This is a genomic window from [Actinomadura] parvosata subsp. kistnae, from assembly GCF_900323885.1.
GTDB lineage: Bacteria > Actinomycetota > Actinomycetes > Streptosporangiales > Streptosporangiaceae > Nonomuraea > Nonomuraea composti.
In genome coordinates, this window is record NZ_OOHJ01000018.1 from 1,660,320 (window position 1) to 1,678,495 (window position 18,176).

At 66.5% G+C, this 18,176-nt stretch carries 10 protein-coding genes; 5 read left to right on the forward strand and 5 right to left on the reverse strand.

Features of this window, described 5'->3' with window-relative positions; genetic code table 11:
- Window positions 1–250: 250 nt before the first annotated feature.
- Both KIS93_RS27695 and KIS93_RS27700 read left to right on the forward strand, forming a co-directional pair.
- On the forward strand, window positions 251–862 hold the full coding sequence (locus tag KIS93_RS27695) for a TetR/AcrR family transcriptional regulator (RefSeq protein WP_080044937.1): 612 nt from the start codon (window positions 251–253) through the stop codon (window positions 860–862).
- 5 nt (window positions 863–867) lie between these two features.
- Complete coding sequence (locus KIS93_RS27700; protein ID WP_080044936.1) at window positions 868–1,305, forward strand: helix-turn-helix domain-containing protein; 438 nt, start codon at window positions 868–870, stop codon at window positions 1,303–1,305.
- 319 nt (window positions 1,306–1,624) lie between these two features.
- Here KIS93_RS27700 and KIS93_RS27705 read toward each other — a convergent pair whose 3' ends face one another.
- A complete protein-coding gene (locus KIS93_RS27705; protein WP_080044935.1) occupies window positions 1,625–2,746 on the reverse strand; it encodes a DUF6461 domain-containing protein in 1,122 nt (373 codons plus the stop codon).
- Window positions 2,747–2,825: 79 nt separating this feature from the next.
- Window positions 2,826–8,573 (reverse strand): DNRLRE domain-containing protein, encoded by a 5,748-nt coding sequence (locus tag KIS93_RS27710; RefSeq protein WP_186404474.1) that lies wholly within the window; start codon window positions 8,571–8,573, stop codon window positions 2,826–2,828.
- 1,137 nt (window positions 8,574–9,710) lie between these two features.
- Here KIS93_RS27710 and KIS93_RS27715 point away from each other — a divergent pair.
- On the forward strand, window positions 9,711–10,577 hold the full coding sequence (locus KIS93_RS27715) for an RNA polymerase sigma factor (protein WP_186404475.1): 867 nt from the start codon (window positions 9,711–9,713) through the stop codon (window positions 10,575–10,577).
- Window positions 10,561–11,295, forward strand: a complete 735-nt coding sequence (locus KIS93_RS27720; RefSeq protein ID WP_186404476.1) for a TetR/AcrR family transcriptional regulator — start codon at window positions 10,561–10,563, stop codon at window positions 11,293–11,295. Before KIS93_RS27715 ends, KIS93_RS27720 begins: the two co-directional genes overlap by 17 nt.
- Window positions 11,296–11,302: 7 nt before the next feature.
- Here KIS93_RS27720 and KIS93_RS27725 read toward each other — a convergent pair whose 3' ends face one another.
- The 3 genes from KIS93_RS27725 to KIS93_RS27735 all read right to left on the reverse strand — a co-directional run bounded on the left by KIS93_RS27725 (window position 11,303) and on the right by KIS93_RS27735 (window position 15,653).
- Window positions 11,303–13,099 (reverse strand): ATP-binding protein, encoded by a 1,797-nt coding sequence (locus KIS93_RS27725; protein WP_080044933.1) that lies wholly within the window; start codon window positions 13,097–13,099, stop codon window positions 11,303–11,305.
- Window positions 13,096–14,220, reverse strand: coding sequence for a hypothetical protein (locus KIS93_RS27730; protein WP_080044932.1), 1,125 nt, complete (start codon window positions 14,218–14,220; stop codon window positions 13,096–13,098). Before KIS93_RS27730 ends, KIS93_RS27725 begins: the two co-directional genes overlap by 4 nt.
- Window positions 14,221–14,363: 143 nt before the next feature.
- Entirely contained in the window at window positions 14,364–15,653 is a 1,290-nt protein-coding gene (locus tag KIS93_RS27735) for a hypothetical protein (RefSeq protein WP_080044931.1), read from the reverse strand.
- Between KIS93_RS27735 and KIS93_RS27740 the strand changes: the two genes are divergently transcribed.
- Window positions 15,652–18,141, forward strand: a complete 2,490-nt coding sequence (locus KIS93_RS27740; protein ID WP_080044930.1) for a DEAD/DEAH box helicase — start codon at window positions 15,652–15,654, stop codon at window positions 18,139–18,141. The genes KIS93_RS27735 and KIS93_RS27740 overlap by 2 nt on opposite strands.
- Window positions 18,142–18,176 lie beyond the last annotated feature (35 nt).

Below are 18,176 nucleotides of genomic sequence, written 5' to 3' on the forward strand. Positions count from 1 at the left end.
AGGTGTCAGCTCTCGTTCACCTCGGCCCGGAGGATCCGGTCGTCCCCTCGGTGCCCGGCCGGCCGTAGCCGGCGCCCGCACGCAGGACGTGGATCTCGTCCCACGCACTCGCGGGCACCGTCCGTGACGGCGCCGCAGGCGGCGCCACGGCGTTGTTCACCATGTCAGAGCCGCCGATAGGATATGAACAACTCGTCCACATATGACGGTACCATCGAAATGAACAAATCGTCCATAAAAAGGGGTGCGGATGTCCGAGGAGACTGCGGTCCGGCGCGGCCGGGGCCGCCGGCCGGCCGCGGAGGTGCGCGCCGCGGTGCTCGCCGCAGCCGGACGCATCCTGCTGCAGGACGGCATGCAGGCGGTCACGTTCGACCGGGTCGCGATGGAGGCGGGATCGAGCAAGACCACCCTCTACAAGTGGTGGCCCTCGCCCGGCGTCCTCGCGGCGGAGGCGTACTTCGCCCACAGCCGGCGGGTGCTGGAGTTCCCCGACACCGGTGACGTGCGCGCCGACCTGATCAGCCAGCTCACGGCGTTCGTGCGCTGGCTGAAGGAGGAGGGCGCGGAAAAGCCCGTCAGCGAACTCCTCGGCGCCGCGCAAATGGACGCGGACCTCGCCCGGGCCTGGTCGGAGAGTTACGCCCTCCCCCGGCGCGAACTCGCCCGGCAACGCCTGCGCCTCGCCGTACAGCAGGGGCAACTGCGGAAGGACGCCGACCTCGACATCATCGTGGATCAACTGTGGGGAGCCTGCTACCACCGGCTCCTCGTGCTGAGAGTCCCCTTCGACGAATCGCTCGCCGAACGCCTGGTCGACCAGGCACTCCACGGCTCGGCACCCCAGGCGGACCTTCCCTGAAGCGGATGGATCCCCATGACTTCGCGAACGTCATGGAACCGGATTTCGATCTGAGACTTCTGCACCACTTCCTCGCCGTCGCCGGGGCGGGCACGTTCACGGGCACCTCCGAACGCCTGCGCATCACCCACCCAGCCCGTGCCGTCGCGAGCGATCCTTGTGCGCTGGAGAGAGCGGTCGGCACCCCGCTCTCCAACCGCGGCCCGCACGGTGTGGAGCTGACCCCGGCCCGACGACTGCTCAGCCAGGATGCACACACGCTCGTCGATCTCGCCGACACCGCCCCGACCCGGCTCCTGCGGCTGGGCCGGAACCGAGGGTCGCTCGGCTTACGGCTGCCCAGCGACTATAAGCGGTTGTTCGAGAGGTACGGGATGATCGGGATCAACGGCATCTCGATCATGCATCCGAGGAGGCCAGTGCTCCACACCACTCCCTTCTAGGTAACGAGCGTGGAGAAACAGGACGCCATTCGACTCGAGCTCTTTGCCGCAGGCTCGAATCCTGCCGCGGCACTCATCTCCACCAGGCTATTGGCCTTGAGAGCGTTTCCCAGGTCACTCGTAGTTTCATGGGCCACGCTGGCGAAATGGACTCTCGCCTCTGAGCGAGGTCTCGGCCAACTATCCCCACGGCCTGTCCGGCTACCGCCGCCCATCCCGCTCATCGTCGGCTCCGGTGTCACCGGGACCCGGAGGCGCCTCCAGGGCTGCGGCCCCAGAGCGCAAGACCCAATGGTCTCCAGCCGCCTGTTTTGCCCAGCTACAGCCAGTTCTCGCCGCGGACGATGTAGTACTGGATCGCGGTGAGCGTGCGGTGGCGAAGGTAGTCGCCGTTCTCGTGACTCAGCCGGGTGGCCGCCGCACGGCTCAGTGCGTTGGAAGCGGCCTTCTCCAGATCGGGGTCGAGCGCGTGCAGTAGTGTCTCCACCGCCTCCTGCCGCAGCATGAGCCGACCGACCTCCGTGTCGTGGCCTGGCACGGCGAAGCCGGTCGCTCCGGAATGCTCGTACGCGGCCTGGGCCTCCTGCCGCAGTGTCGTGTGCAGGCGCCTTAGTCGCTCGCGGGCCGCTGCCGCGCGGGTGCCTCGCTCACCGGTGGCCAGTAGGTCGAGGGCTTCGTCCACGATCTCTCCGTCGAGGCCGGTGGTGCGCAGTGCCAGGTCCACGGCCATGCGGACGATCTCCGGCAGCTTGTCCGGTCCGGGGGCGGCGGCGAGGGCGCCTATCCGCGGATCGGCTGCGGCCAGGGCGCGCATCTGCTTGTCGAGGAACAGCGCGGGGGGTGACGTGGAGTCGGACGGGATCACCAGTCGGTGGCGGCGTGCAAGCCACGCACTGTCGACGCGGATGCCGGACAGGCGCTCGCCCAGGGCGAAGGCTGCCGCTTTGCCGTTGCCGTGCCATTCGGCAGCGCTGACCGGCAGGGAGTCCAGCCAGCCGGCAACGGCGTCCGGGGCATCGCCGGTGGCGGCGGATAACTCCATCGGGTCGAACGTGGCCAGGATCTCTCCGCGAGCCGCAAAGGTGACGGAGACGTGGAAGTTGACGGTCCAACTCAGGCCCAGCGCCTCTCCACCTGAGGCGGTCAGCCGCCGCAGCAGCGCCGTGTCGGCGCCCCAGCAGGACATCGGCTCGATCAGAACCGCACCATCGCCCTCCACGGCGAACAGCGCCGCCCGTCCGGACGCTTCATGGTCCTCGTTCTCGTCGTCCTCATAGGAGTCCCAGAGCGTCGCCTGGACTCGGCTCCAGTCGGCGTTCACGACCTCGCCGGAGGGATCGGCACCGATGTCGCGCAGTGCTTGGTCGGCAGCGATGCCCTTCATCCAGATGAGGCCCGCCGGGTCGGGGAAGACGTCGTCAATGTCCGCGTAGTCGCTCATGGCCTCTCGTCCGCTCGCCGGGGTCTCCGGCACGGGCCGAGGCCCGTGCCGGAGACCGCTCGCCGATCAATCTAACTGATCAGTTGGGACCGATGGGATTGTCGACTCCATCGATACTGCAGCCTCGGAAATCGGAGATTTCTTCGGGATACAGCGCCTCCGTGGCCACGATGCCGGGGGCTCCGCTCGCCGGGCGTGAATGCCCGAGCTGGATGACGTCCACCCAGAAGGGCGAACGCTCTCTGATGCGGTTTCTCTGGTAGAAGACCGACAACCGGGAACCGGATGAGCAGTTGTCGCTCTCGTGCATCACCTTGACTGAGTAATTGGTGCCGGATCCGGCCCCTTCGAGGGTGGTTGCGAACGGGTATTCGTCGCACGAGTCCGGTCTAGAGTATGCTCGATCATAGGTGGTGCACGCCGGAATCGCCACGCTACGGTTCTTGCGGTGTATTTCTGTGTCCCGCGTCCGGTGCAGACACCCGCCGGGCTGTCCCGCTACGTAATTGCAGCCGGGATTGTTGATGTTCCAACCTCCCGGAATCTTCTTGGTCGGCCATCCAGGGGGATTGGGCTTGCTGTTCTGGGGGTCGTACAGCGCCGTATAGATGTTCTCCACGCTCTTCTCGACGGATTTCTTTCCTCTGTCGGTGTCGTTGGCATTGAGGATGAAGATGGGCGCCACGGATCCGACAATGCATCCTCCGGCGTGTGCCGCGATCCAGTCGGCGCTGTCGCAGATGAAGGTCTGGACGTGTTTCTTCTCCCGGAAGCGCGGATGGAAATACCACATCAGGTCGGTGATGTCTGGGTTGTCGATGTAGCGGACGAAGGGCTGCACGGCACAGGTGCCAACTTTGTCCGGATGGTCGAGTCCATCCCAAGGCACGCTCAGCGTGAATTCGAAGTCGCCTCCGCCGGCCCAGTCGGTGATCTTGGCAGTCCGGCCATGAGTGCCGTCCTTGACGACTCCGCCCTCGACGTAGGTGGTCTTGCAGTTGAGACCGTTCTGGCCGAGCCCCAGGTTGAGCCGGCGAGACCCCCAGTCAGAGTCGATGATATTCACCTCGTCCAGCCTTGCCCAGACCTTGATCTGGCGGCTGTTGATGCCTGCTTTCGCATCCCTGGCCTGGGTGTTCTTGTTGCCCTTGCCGACGTGTGTGTGGAAGACGAGGGTCAGGCGCCCGTACCACTTGGCCACTCTGCGGACGTCTTCCTCGTCGTCCAGGTTGTTGTCCTCGTCGCGCTCGCCGATCCACATCGCGTAGCACATGTTGTAGGAGTTCTTGTAGTGGAAGGCCCGCCTCACCGGACCCAAGTACGCCGCTTCCCAGGCAGGTCGCTCGGGTTTCCCGACAGCGGTCGCGCAGTCCTCGTGGGTCAGGCGGTTGTAGGGAAACTTCCTGGAGGCCGCCGCGGCCACGCCGAGCCTCGACGTGTCAGGGCTGGGATCTGGTAGATCGGTGAGTGTATAGAGCTGGACGACGTCCTCCTGAGCGAGTGGCCTCTGCAACATGTGAACCTCATCGAGGTCACCCTGCATGCGGGCTCCGATGCTCATCGCGGACTCGACGTCCCACGTCGGGAAGCTGATGACCTGTGACTTCACCGGCGTGCCATTCAGATAGAGCGTGGCAGTCCTGGTGGTGGCGTCGTAACTCCCGGCCAGATGGAACCAGCCATCGACAGGCGGCTCCACACCTGACACCACACCCTCCACCGCGGCGTCCGAGGCGTCCGCACTCGTGAAGGTGAACACCAGGCCGTCTTCGGGGTCGTTGCCGAGCAAGAAGGGCGCCTGATACGTACCCTTCTGCTCGAACACCGAGTAGCTCCCGTCCTTGTCGCTCCATCTGAGCCAGGCGGCGACCGTGAAACTCTGATCCGTGCGGATCACTGGCCGCGCCGTCGTCGCGAGCGCCTGCTGCTGTCCCTGGCCTGTGTTGACGGTGAGCGGCTGCCAGTCCGCCCAGGGGGAAGCCGCCTGTCCGGCGATGGCGCGGGCGCGCCAGCGGACACTCCAGCCGTCGCTGAGCGTGCCCTCGGGAAGGGACACGCCGGCCTGGCCGCCAGAGACGACGCCGTCGACGGCTCCGGTCCAGATCTGGCCGCTGCCCTGTCCGGCGGCGGCCGGGTCGTGCTCGACCTCGAACTCCGCCCTGAGCGGCTGCCCCTCCGGGCCGTTGACGACCACACGCAGGGTTGGCGTCAGGCTCGTCGTGACCGTCTTGCCGTTCACCAGCTGCGACGGGATGACCTCGAACGTCCCCACCGCCGGGTCTGTCGTGGCCACGGCCACGGTCGCGCTCTGCCACTCCGACCATGCCGACGTGGTGGTCGTGGTGGCGTTGACGGCACGAACGCGCCAGCGGATCTTCCATCCGTTGGACAGCTTCTCCACGGGTACGGCCGCGATGGCCTGGCCTCCAGAGGTGACGGTGGCCGAATCGCCCGCCCAGATCTGGCCGGTGCCCTGCCCGGTCGCGGTGGGATCGTGCTCGACCTCGAACTGACCGATCAGTGCGCCCGGAGCGGTGTCAGCAACCGTCGCGGCCAGTTGCGGCGTGAGTGAGCCCACCATGGTGGTGCCGTTCACGACCTGCGAGGGCGTGATCGTCGGCCCGCTCACCGTGGGCGAGGAGGCCGGGGCGCTGCTGGTGATGATCAGCTTTGGCGGACTGGCGAAGTCCGTGTCTTCCGCGGAGGTGAATACCCGGTAGTTGCTGACGTTGGCCTCACCGGGCGACTTCAGCACCAGGCCATGGTTGGCCGCACCAGACGCCCAGTCCTGCGCGATGCCGGTGACATTCCACTCCATGCTGTCCGGCCAGGTGGCGCAGTCCTCGTTGACGCCCTTGGTGTTGGTCGAGGCGTCCTCGGTGGTGAGAGCGGGTTTGTTGGCCCAGTGCACATTGTCCGGGTCCCACGCGCTGGTCAGACGAGCGACCTGGATGCCCGCACCGACCGTGGCGCCGCAGTTCTGGGCGTCGATGGTGTTCATCGACAGCTTGGCATCCGTCACCGTGCTGCCCGCCACGGCCGCCGTATCAAACCTCAGGTGCACCCGGTACTTGTAGCCACCAGTCTGAGTGCCCGCCAGCAGGAACGGCGCGGTCGGGTCGGCCGGCCAGTCCGCGTCGTTGTCGGAGTTCACCTCGACATCGTGGTTGAGCGGCAGCGCGACCGTCGGATCCACCCGCACCGGGTAGACCGTGTCCGGAGCGGTCAGGAACCTGTGATCCGGCTTCAATACCAACTCGGTCCGGCCGTCTTTGGTCACCACGTCAGCGCTGACCTTGGCCTGATCAGCCCCAGGCAGGACTCCCCGGGCACCCTTCTCCCACATCGTCGGCTGCGACGCGGAAGCGACGATCTTGCCGGCTTTGTCCTTGAGCAGCAGACGCCCGCCTTTGCCTTCGTCCAAGGTGAGACCAGTGGTCTCGACGCCGATGCTTAGTTCCAGCGGTTTCGCCGGCCGTTCACGCAGGACGACATCGTGCCGGAATCCGGTAGGCAGCACCGTCACGACCAGGTCCGCGCCCTTGCCGGCCGCGTCCGCGTAAGTGACCACGCCGCCCTTCACGGAGGGGACCGGCAACGGAGTGGGCCAGCTCAGCGCGTACCTCTCTCCGTCCGCATCGGTGAGCTCCAGGAAGGGGGATTCGCCGCCGTTCGACACCTTGACGTCGATCCCGGACTTGATCGCCTTGGGCCTCAGGACGCCGTCCTGGTTGGAGAGCGAGGTGTCGATGGGGACCCACGAGCCGTTCTGTTTCGTGCGTGCCGGACCCGCGGTGATCTCGGTACTGAACGTCTTCCCGTCGGCCTGCGCGTACGTGATGCTCGTCTCGGACGTCTCCTCGGGCACCTCCACCGGCTTGCCTTGTTGAACCGCTCGGTGGGCGGCCGCTATGCGGGCCATCGGCGCGTTCGACAGCGCTGAGCCGGACTTGCCCGCCACCCACCGCGTTCCGCTGCCGAGTGTGGCGTCATGCCCGGCCGGAGTAGTGCCGACCGCGGTCGATCCCTCACCTTCATTGAACTTCCAGCGCCCGACCTCGTCCGGCACGAAGGTCGCGCCCACGGCCTCCTCCCACTGCTCGGGAGTCAGGTCGTCCGGGGTGGCGAGTCCCAGCTGAGAATCCTCCATCGAGTAGTCGAAGGGGACGCTTTCGCGTGCGGCGAGGACTTCGTCCTCCGTCATTAGCGGCGCGCTCAGTTCCTCCGTCGAGGGGAAACTGTTGTCCCGGGCGTCGCCTACCGTCGGGATTTCCTTGTACGGGATCATGAATCCCGTGGTCCTGACCGGGGCGGGCGTGTAGGTGATGATGAGTGCGGGTGGGTGGCGGTAGCCGGGGTAAGGGCTGCCGCCGCCGAACTGGCTGGAGTAGTACTGGCGCCAGTTGATCGCGGCGGTCTCGCTGGCGGCCTTCAGTACGATCCCGTGGTTGGCCTCGCCCTGTTGGATCCAGGCGCGGGTCATGGCGGTGACCTCGTAGAAGAGTTCCTCGTCCTTGGCGCACCAGCTGGCGGGGTCGGCGTCGTAGTTGTAGCCGGCCTTGTTCACCGTCTCCGGGGCCGTGCTCGAGGGCTGGTTGTACCAGTCCAGGCTGTCGATCGTGCCGTCGAGAGTCCATTCGCCGGTGACGCGCGCGGCCCGGATGCCCGCGCCCATGGTCTCCCCGCACAGCTGTCCGTTGGGCCCGCCGGACTTGTAGTTCCAGATCCGCAGGTCGGCGTCGTTGACGGTGGCGCCCTGCAGCACCGGGTCGCTGGTGTTGAACTTCATGTACACGCGGGCGACATCCGCGCTGGTGGAGGTGGTGCCCGCGCGTAGGTATCCGGCTGCGGAGTTGTTGTTGTACGGGTCGTTCTTGCTGATCCAGGCGTCGTCGGGGGCGCCGCCGCCGAACCAGGTGGAGGACGCGGCGACGGTCACCGGGTAGGTCACCGCCGGGTCGGCCAGGAACGTCTCGTCCGGGGTGAATACCAGCTCCGAGGTTTTCCCTGTGGTCTCGACCTGGGCCTTGACCGGGTGGGTCCGGCCCTGGTCGGGGGCGGCCTCGACCAGGGCGTCCGTCGCGGTCAGCACGATCGGCGCGGCCTTGGCCTTGCCCTTGGCGTCCTTGAGCTGCGGCAGCCCTTGTGGCGTCTTTCCGAAGGTGGTGCCCTCAGGCAGGGTGAGCGGCAGCCGTACGGTGACCGGGCCGGTCGGCCGCTGTCGGAAGACGACCTGGGAGATGAAGCCGTCGGCTTGGGCCAGGACCACCAGGTCCGCCCCGGGTGCTACGGCGTCGGGGTAGGTGACCGCGTTGCCGGAGACCTTGGGTTCCGGGAGCGCGCGGGTCACGCCCAAGCCGATCTCGCCGTGCTTCCCTGGAGCGGACACCAGTTGCTTGGCGCCGCGCCCGCCGAAGGTGAGCGGGGTCTTGACCCGGGTGGCCTGCAGCTTGCCGTCGCGGGTGACGATGCGGGTGTCGATGGGTTCCCAGGCGCCGCTGGCCGCGTTCTTGAGCTGAACGGGACGGGTGTGCAGCTCGGCTCGCATGTTCTTGCCGTCGGGGTTGGCCCAGACCTTCATGGTCTCGGTGGAGTGGGTGGGGACCTCGACGGGTTTGCCGGTCTTGACCGCCTGGTCCCAGGCCGCTTTGAGTGTTGGTTCCGTGGTGGCGGTTGTCGTTCCGGGTGCCGAGGAGGGAGGTGGCGTAGGACCTTGGGCGATCGCAGGTGCGCTCATGAGCGAGAGCGGCAGTGTCAGGGCCGCGATCAGGGCGCCGCGGCGGCGCGTTCGGGTGGACAAGCCGGGTGCTAATCGGCGTGTGGTCATGTACAACCTTTCGAACAGAAGTAGCAAAACGGCCCTGATCATCACATGAGGCGAAACTAAAGTAAAGATCGTTTCCAGTATCGGGAACGGGATGCTCCGTGATCACAGATCACGCGGACCTGCGCCTGCCGGATCACATTCGGCCAGCTCATAGCCTTGTGGAGCTTTGTCGGTGAGCATCTGAGATCGGGATCTTCGTCAGTCGCAGACGACTCTGGCCTGTCACCGAGGGGGACCCCAACGGGTGAGACGGCGGCCCAGCGGGCACGCGAAGGACGGCAACCTTCAGGGGACCCTCACCTAGATCAGCATTTCAGGCGCCCGGCCTGCGGTTTCACAGCCGCAGGCCTCTTGTTTATGACGTTGCTAGGCAGCCGACAGTGTCGGCATGCAGCCGTAAGACCATGATCAGGGGACATGCACTCGGATGATCTTGATTACGTTTCCCCAGGTCAGATAGCGTTCTAGGCCATCCAGCATCCCCGGAGACCGCTTCCGGCCGCCCGGCGCGGGGTAACACAGCCGTTGATCATGCCAAGTGCGTGCAGAAACTCCGGCTTGGTCGGCGGGCACAGGCCTCGGACTGTGCCCACATGCTCAACCCCGGTCTGGAGAGCAGCCTCCAACGCCCTGGACCAGGCGGCGCCCACCGTGCGGCGCCGGGGAACGCAACCACTTTCGCCACCGCATCTTCACCACGGACCAGTACTCCATCGTCCATGGCGAGAGTTGGCTACTGCCCAGCGACGCCGTGTAGCCACGGTCGCTCTAGCGTCCGATGACTGCGTGGAACAGGGCCAGCGCTCCGCCAGCGGCTCCGCCACCCAGCAGAAACGCTGCCGGTAGGGGTTGCCCGCTGAGAGAGGCGAGCAGGCCTGCGAGCAAGCCCACGACGATCGCCAGCAACAGCACGACGGCGGCACGGACACTCAGCAGTGGGCCCGGCGGTACTGCCACGAAAACCTCCCGAGGGTGATGACGACGACCGTGGCTCCTATGTCGCACAGAGGAGGTCACCCCACGAGAATCATCCAGAAGCGCCGCGCGAAAAAATCTTGGGAAGTTCCGTGGGGTCCCTGCGGCGCACCCACTTACAAGGGAGTCATCTAGATCGGCGTCAGCAGAAAGGCTGGAACGGTGAGCGACAGCGACCAGATCACGGGCGCGGCGCCTGTGGTCAGCGCGCTTGCCCAGCCGGTAAAACCTGCTGAACAAGATCTTTTCGATCTTGACGCGCTGACTTGCTCCGAGATGGCGCAGGCGATCTCGGCGTCGCACGCAGCGGAGGCGAGCCAGCTTCGGGAAAACCTGGAACGTCGCGCGGCCGACCAGCGGCTACGCGATGAGATGGCTCTGTACGACTTCAGCGGAGAGAAGTATCGACAGTTCGAGAACGAGTTGGCCCGCTACGGCATGTCAGTGCTTCGTGGCTGGATGTACACCGGATACATCTTCAAACTCACCGCCACTCGCAGACTCTTCCTGACACCCACCGATGCGGAGCTCGAAGAGCTGCACCGCGACTCAGATGCCCGCGAGGAGTTGGCCACGATGACTGTCGCACTCGCCCTCCCGCGATTCCGCCGACACGCACTCGTCGAGGGCGGCTGGCGCTACGAGGGCGGCGCGAGCCTTCCCACCTACTTCATGGGAGCGTGCCTGTTCGTCTTCCCCAACGAGTTCCGCAGGCGCCGAGCACAGCAGAAGAAGTGGTCCCGGGCACTCGCCCGAGAGGCCATCATGCTGGCCCCGGACGCCGGCAGCACCGCCGACTTGGAGTCTCAGGCACTGGGCCGGATCCGCGTTCGTGATGATCTGCGCCGTACCGGTGAACGCACCCGCGCGATTGTCGCCCTCACCCTCGACGGCTACAGCCAAGAGGAAATCGCCGAGTTGCTCGGCGAAGCCTCAGTCCGGGCAGTCGAGGGGGCACTGTATCGGTGGAGAAAGAGCGAACAGCAACACGCCCCTGAAGGAGGGATCTCTCGTGAATGGCGCGGCTGATGAGCCGTTCGAAGAGCTGATCGAACGGTCCTCGCTTGGCGCGCCCGGTGCACGTCAGCTTCGACAGCGCACCCCCCAGCCGAAGACCGACGAGCTCCGCCGCATCCAAGAGCAGCGGGCCCGACGGTATGTAGGGCTGAGCGCAGAACAACGGCTGGCGGATCGACGTGAGCGGCTCCTCACCGCCGCGTACACCCTGTTCGCGAAGCCGGGCTTTCACGCCACCACCATCGAACGACTTTGTTCGGAAGCTCGCATCTCAAGCAGAGCCTTCTACGAGTGCTTCAGCGGGCGCGAGCGACTGCTCCAGTCATTGTACGAGCGCGTCGTGGACGACGTCCTTACCCAGGTCACCAAAGCGATGGAAGAGGCTACAGCGCCTGAAGCTCAGTTCGTCGACGGCATAACGCGATACATCCACTTCACCATCGCGGACTGGCGACGGGCGCGCATCATGCATGTGGAAGCAGCTCAAACCAGTTCCATCGAAGAGGCCCGGCGACAGGCTCTCAGACGCTTCGCCGAGGTCTTTCATAGAGTTGTGACCAACTTGCCCGGAGGTCGCTCCCGAGATCCGTACCTGTATGCCCTAGGGGTGCACGGTGTGCTCCACGAACTCATCTGCGAGTGGCTAGAAGCCGAGAAGTCACCGCCAACTGAAGTGCTCGTCGGGACCGTCGTTGACATCTTCCTGGGAAGCGCTCGTACAGCACGTTGAGCGTTCGTTATGCCGTGTGCATGCGCCGGGAACGCGCCGGACGCATCTGTACGAAGACCGGGTTGCGGAACACCGAGCCCGTCAGCAGGCATTGCCCCTGCCCCAGCGCGGGAACCGTCGACCACAGCGCCTCGTGCACGCCGCCCGTGGTGGCGCGTACCGGGGCGAGGTTACCGGCCGACTTGAGCTGATGGATGAACCGCGTGTTCGCCAGCTCGAACAATTCCTCCGGCACATGCCCGGGCTGCTGTGACACCAGCACCAGGCCCATCCACCGCTTGCGGCCACGACGGCTGATGACCTGCAGTTGGTCCAGCACCGCGCGCATCCGGCCCGCACTGGCTCGGGAGACGAACGTGTGCACCTCTTCGATCACCACCAGCACCGGTGGACGCGGCCGGCCGTCCTTGCCGATGGGTTCGCCACGAGCGACCGCGATCACCCGGTCGAACAGGGCCTGCAGCAGGAAGGAGATGGCGATGTTGCGGGCGCTGTCGTTGGTCTCGCTCACGTCGAAGACGCTCAGGCGCCGCTTGACGAGCAGCTCGTCCACGTCCAGGTACGGGGTGTTCCTCGTGGGCCCCCAGTCGAGCATCTCGGACCTACCGAGCTTGTACAGCTTGTTCCGCAAGGTGGACGCGGTGGCCTTCTCCGTGGAGAGGAGTTTCGGCGAGAGCAGGGGCATGCCGCCCGTGGTCGGGTCCTCCTGCAAGCCGTCGATCAGGTCGCTGAGGTCGTACGGACGGGCAGGAGGAGGCGGTGCCGGAGCGGCGAGGGCGCCCATCCTGGCCGGCCGGGAGGCCCTCTCCGCATTGCGCCGGGCCTGGCCCGTGATGGCTCCCCACATTCTCACCTGGGGTTCGGTGAATTCGAGCACGTCTGCGACGATTTCCTCGGGCACGTCGGCGATCGGCACCTTGAAGGGCAGAGGGTTGGGCGCATCGGTCATACCGGCGTTGGGCACGTACACCCGGAAGTCCGGGATGCCGCGCGGACGCCGCTCGTCGAAACGTTCCTCCAGCAGGCGCGCGAGGTGCGGCTCGTCGTTCCCCTGGTCCATCCGTACGTACTCGCCCTCGACGTCGATGGCGACCACCGCCCAGCCGGCCCGAATGGCCTCCTCCATCAGCACCTGCGTGGTGTTGGACTTGCCCGATCCCACAGTGCCGAAGATGCCTGCGTTACGCGGCAGGAACCCCTTGTTCGCCGAATCAACCTCGACTCTCACGTCGTCGTAGCCGAGCAGCGAGCCCAGTTGCATGTCCCCTTCGATGCCCAGCATCCGGCGTAGCCGGTCGCTGGGATAGATGAATACCTGGGAGTACGGCCGGGGGCGGGTCGAGGTGGGGAGCACGTTCTCCGAAGGGGTGACCTCGCCGAGAATCTCGATCGTGCCTGCGGCGTAATAGGTGGGCCGGAACTGGGTGCGTTCTGGATGGAGCAGGGTGGTGCGGCTGATGGCCGAGTCGGGGCCGATCTCGTGCGGGCTGTGGAAGGGGCCTTCGACGACGCGTCCCAGGAAGGTGATGCCTTGTTCGGTGTCGTTGACGCCTACGTAGGCGTCGCGGCGGAAATGGCGGCGCAGTTGTTCGGAGACCATGACGCCGCTGCTGGTGTTGTCCGTCCCAGGCCCATCGAAGGCGACGAAACCGAGCGTGATCAGCGAGCGGGCGAGGCTGGCCTTGGTCGCCTCGAGTTCTTCAGCGGGAATCTCCTGGTCTGTGGGGGCAGGCGCGTCGTGCTGGTCTTCCGGCTCTTCCAGCGGTTCTTCGGCCTCGGCTTCGACCTCGGTGTCCGAGCTCATCCTCGTGTCCTCCGTGGGTCCAGATCGGTGAGTCCGTGCTCCACCCCGAGTTCCATCAAGCGCGTTTCGACGAACGTCCGGAACTCCCCGCCCTTGAACATCGTGCGGGCCACGTTGTCGGCGAGGTCGATGTGGAACGGAAAGCCGCGCGCGGTCACAGGCGCGCCGGTGTCCGGCAGGCCACGCGTCCAGAGCGCGTCGGCGAGGAAGAGCGCCGCCGCCTCCTCGACCCGCTCCCGGTGGCACTCCAGCAGAAACGGACGGTGCCCGGCCTTGATGAGCAGAATGGTGACTTCCGGCCCCACCTCTGCGATGAAGGCCCGGAACCTGGCGCGGTCCAGGTTGTTGAACCCCGCCTTGGTCGTCCCTGCCCCCTCATCGCCGTCCAGGAAACCGGTGAGGTCGTCGGCCAGCGTCCGCAACTCGATGAACTCCCCCGGCTCCAGGACGATGCCGGCGTTGAGAACGTCCAGGTCCTCGGGGCTTTCGCTGACCGCGATGAACCGCTGGTCCTTGATGTAGTGGCGGACGAGTTCGAAGACGGGCGGCAGGTTCTCCCGCGGATGCCCCACGCCCGTACGGAGTTCGAAGGGAACCAGTTCCCCGTGGATCATCCGCCAGTCGGCCTCTTGCGCAAGCAGGAGCTTGCGTTCGCCGAAGAGCATGAGGGCGCGGCTGGCCAGGTTGGAGGTGCCGTGCACCTTGCGGAGATTGTCGAAGAACTCCCTGGCCGTGTCACCAGTGCTGGTCAGCTCGTGCTCGAACACCCTCGTCACGAGCCCGACGGATTCGCCGGTATTGGTAACGATCACCACGCCCACCTGGACCTTCGTACCGCTCAGGAGGGGTACGGCGGCGAGCGTCCCATCGGAGGCGGCGACGATCCCGGTGCCCAGGAGATGCTTGGCCCATTGCATCTTCTCAGGCGACGGCCGGCGGATCTGGGCGCTTAAATCCGGATTCTCCGCCAATATCTCGGCACGGAGCTGCTCACGCCGCGCGTGTGAGGCCAGAACGGCCACATCGACCCGGTCCCTCAGGTGGTCGACATACTTTTCGAGCTCCATCCATGGCGCGACCGACAGGATGTCGGCAAGGCTTTGCGCGTCACGCTGTTCCACTGGACCTCCAGCTCCTCCAGTGACGCTTCGCAACCGATCACCACACTCTGTTGCAGAGTAACCACGTGTCCGACGAAGTTCCAGGTCTCATAAGCACCAGGTCACTGTCGAAGGAAGCCGCACGCACGAATGCTTGATCTCGCCTATTCGGGGTTGTCCAAAGCGGCCGAGAGATTCCCTGTCCGTAGCTCCCGCTGATCGACCCATTTCTTTCCTTCGGCGGCGATCGCTTCCAGGACATGAAGGGTGTGAGGCAGTCCTGCGGCGTCCAGCGACACTTCGGACACCGCTCCGGGACGCTCTCCGTGTTGTAGTTCTTCCACCCCCGAGTTCACCTCGACACTGATCTCGTTGCCGTTGACGAGCGAGAGCTGGAAATCGCGCCCGCCGTCGTCCGACTGCTTGACGCTTACGGACGCGACCGCTTCGAAGCGGTAGTTGAGCCGCTGCCGGTTGTGGAAGGCGCCTTTCAAGAAGTCGAGGGTGACAGTGAACTGGCGCACCCCTTCCTCAGTGACGAGGAAGACCAGGAGCTGGTACTTCGTGTAGCGCCACGGACCTCCACGCAGCCGTGCGCGTTCGCTCCCCCGGGCGGGAGCCTCGATGAAGGCGTGCGCGATGACACCGCTCATGGTCAGCCTGTAATGCCGCAATGCCTCCTCCAGGAGCACTTTGCGGTCGCAGTCCAGCCAGGCTGCCATTTCCTCGTCATCAGGCTTGTCCTCCAGCCTTGCTCGCCACCTCGCCAGCGCCTCCAAATCACTCTGGTAGGCCGAGAGGTTCTCAGCCCGGTCGGCGGCGTACCGGCGACGCTCCAGGACGATGCGCAGCCAGGTGCGAGCGCAGAACCACCCGGCGATCAGTAGGAGGAGAATCGTGCCGATCGCACGAGGCTCGACCGGCACGATGCCGGCAGCGGCCCAGCCGCCTGCACCTGCGAGGGTGAGCAGTCCGAGTGTCGCCCGCGCTTTCGTCCCGAGGGGAGTGGCAAGTTCCCGGCGGTAGCTCCACAGCATGCCTTGCCTGCGGCGCGTGGCGGCCTTGCCCGCCCGGTGCCGGATGAGCCAGGCGATCTTCTCGACTCCGACTCGGGTCTCACCGTAGACCTCCGTGAGCTCGTCGCGCAGGCTCCGGCGTATGCCCTCCGTTTCGGCTTCCCACTGGTCGTGGTCCATGCCGGGAGGAATGTACTTGGCGAAATAGTGGTTGATCCGGTGCTCGACCTTCTTCGCGAAATTGCCCCGCTCCACCTTGGTCTTGCGTTTCGGGGGCTTCTTGGCGCGGCGGCGGCCGACGACTACGCGCTCAGTCTTTGTTGTGCGTACCCGGTACTCCCTGTCCTTGGCACGGCGGCGTACGACGCGGTGGCGCCAGCGCGCGGTGTCTCGCATGCCGACCGCAGCGCCGGCGATGGCCAGCACGTAGGCGGCCATGAGAAGCGCCCGGGTATCGCGTCGGCGCGAGCATGACGACGACGGCAGCACCGACTTCCTGAACAGCTTCATCATCCACGATCTCGAACGCGTGGCCTCCGCCGTCCGGGCAGGCGCCTATGGCGCTGCCCTGGACGCCTATCTGCGGATGCCGGAGCCGCCCCGTACGGACCTGCGCAAGGAGCCGCAGGTGGTCTTCGACCACGTGGCGCCCGAACGTGTCCCCGCGGGACGGTGGCCTCAGGGGCCGAGCCTGCCGCTCGCGCTGAGCCAGCAGTTCGCGGTCAACACGATCATGTCCGAGCTGGCCCCGGGGGCGGGCTTGTTCGCCGTCAACGGGCCTCCGGGCACCGGCAAGACGACGATGCTCAGGGATCTGATCGCGGCCAACGTCGTGGAGCGCGCACTGCGCCTGTCCAGGCTGCCCAGCACCGAGGCCGCGTTCACCGGAGAGATGCGCTGGCAGACAGGCGGATTCCGGCGGGTGGTGAGCCTGTGGCGCGAAGAGCTCACCGGCTTCGAGATGGTGGTCACCTCGGCCAACAACGGGGCCGTGGAGAACGTCACGACCGAGATCCCCGGGCAGAAGGCGATCGACGCGCTCTGGCGAGGGGAGGCCGCCTACTTCGACGAGGTGGCGACCCGGGTGCTCGGCGAGCCCGCGTGGGGCCTGGTGGCCGCCAAGCTGGGCAGGAAGTCGTACCGCATGGAGTTCGTCAGCAAGGCCTGGTACGGCACCGCCGACGAGCCCGGCCTGCGGATGAGCTTCGAAACCTGGCAGAGCACCGTGACGGACTCGTGGGCGACGGCCGTCGAGTCGTTCACCCTCGCCTATGAACGCGTCCAGGCCCTCCGGCGCGAGCGGACTGTCGCCCACGACGCCTTGCGGGACCTGCCCGTACAGCAGCGCATCATCACCCGGACGACCGAGCAGATCACCGTCGTGGAGGAACGCCTCACCGCCCTCCGTACCGAGATCGACGACGCCGAACGTCTTGAGGAGGCGGCGCGGCAGGAACTCACCGCACGCAAACGCAGCCGCCAGGAGCACCAGCAGTTCCAGCCGAGCCTGGTCACCGCGCTCTTCACACTCGGGAAGGCCTCCCGGGAGTGGCACGCGCAGGACCGCGCCCTGGCAGGCGACGTCCGGAGCGCCGAGCACGCGCTCGGCACCGCGACCGCGCGGCTGGAAGGACTCCGCCAGGCCGCCGCACAGCTCACCCGCGAGCGCGACTCCCTGCGCGCCGAGTCGCACACCGCCCGGTGCCGGCTGGCCGAGCTCCGGTCCCGGCTGGCCGTCCAGCGAGAGCGGCTCGGACGGTTCTTCCCGGACGAGCGCTGGTGGACCGATGAGAAGCACCGGGAAATGCACACGCCGTGGACCGACGAGGCCTGGAACCACGCCCGCACCGACCTGTTCGCGGAGGCCCTTCGCCTGCACCAGGCGTTCCTCCGGACAGAAGCGACGCGGATGCGCAGAAGCCTGCAAGCCGCCATGGACGTCGTCACTGGGGAAGTGCCCTCAGGCGTGCCGGAGCAGGCCGGACGGGCAGCGTGGCAGAGCCTGTTCTTCCTGGTCCCGGTCATCTCCACCACCTTCGCCTCCTTCGATCGCGTGTTCGCGCACCTCACACGGGAGGCGCTGGGCTGGTTGTTCATCGACGAGGCCGGCCAGGCCGCACCGCAGCTCGCGGCGGGCGCGATCTGGCGGTCCCGGCGAGTGGTGGCCGTAGGGGATCCGCTGCAGCTGGAGCCGGTGATGACGCTGCCGTTCGCCGCCCAGCAGGCACTGCGGCGGACGTTCGGCGTCCAGGAGGAGCACTGGCTGCCGGGACGCACCTCGGTTCAGCAACTGGCCGATCACACGAACGCGTACGGCACCTATCTACCCGGCGAGGACGCACCCGTCTGGGTCGGCGCGCCGCTGCGCGTCCACCGCCGCTGCGACGAGCCCATGTTCGGCATCTCCAACACCATCGCCTACGACGGGCTCATGGTCTACGGCAAGCACGCCGAATCGCCGATCGAGCTGCCGGAGAGCGTGTGGATCGACGTCGTCGGAGCCGGCTCCAGCGGGCACTGGATCCCCGAGGAAGGGGCCGCGCTGGCACGCATCCTGGCCCGGCTCGCCCGCGACGAGGTCCCGCCGCAGGACATCTTCGTGATCAGCCCGTTCCGGGACGTCGTCCGCGGGATGCAGCAGGTCGCGCGGCGCTTTCCCGGCGTGGAGGCGGGAACCGTCCACACGGCTCAGGGCAAGGAGGCCAAGGTGGTCATCCTCGTGTTGGGCGGTGATCCGCAACGGCCGGGCGCCAAGGCCTGGGCCGCCAAGCGCCCGAACCTGCTGAACGTCGCCGTCAGCCGTGCCAAGCGGCGCCTGTACGTCATCGGCGATCGGACGTCGTGGTCGACGCAGCGCTACTTCAACGTCCTCGCCCGCGATCTCCCGAAACTCGTACTGCCGCCCGACGACCCCGCGGACCGCTGAGCTGACCATCGAGCAACGCCTGGTTCCATCGACTG

Bases quoted from the DNA above. Each gene is read 5' to 3' on its own strand.
- KIS93_RS27695 (WP_080044937.1), top strand. From the start codon at position 251: ATGTCCGAGGAGACTGCGGTCCGGCGCGGCCGGGGCCGCCGGCCGGCC.
- KIS93_RS27700 (WP_080044936.1), top strand. From the start codon at position 868: ATGGATCCCCATGACTTCGCGAACGTCATGGAACCGGATTTCGATCTG.
- KIS93_RS27705 (WP_080044935.1), bottom strand. From the start codon at position 2,746: ATGAGCGACTACGCGGACATTGACGACGTCTTCCCCGACCCGGCGGGC.
- KIS93_RS27710 (WP_186404474.1), bottom strand. From the start codon at position 8,573: ATGACCACACGCCGATTAGCACCCGGCTTGTCCACCCGAACGCGCCGC.
- KIS93_RS27725 (WP_080044933.1), bottom strand. From the start codon at position 13,099: ATGAGCTCGGACACCGAGGTCGAAGCCGAGGCCGAAGAACCGCTGGAA.
- KIS93_RS27740 (WP_080044930.1), top strand. From the start codon at position 15,652: ATGAGAAGCGCCCGGGTATCGCGTCGGCGCGAGCATGACGACGACGGC.
- KIS93_RS27735 (WP_080044931.1), bottom strand. From the start codon at position 15,653: ATGGCCGCCTACGTGCTGGCCATCGCCGGCGCTGCGGTCGGCATGCGA.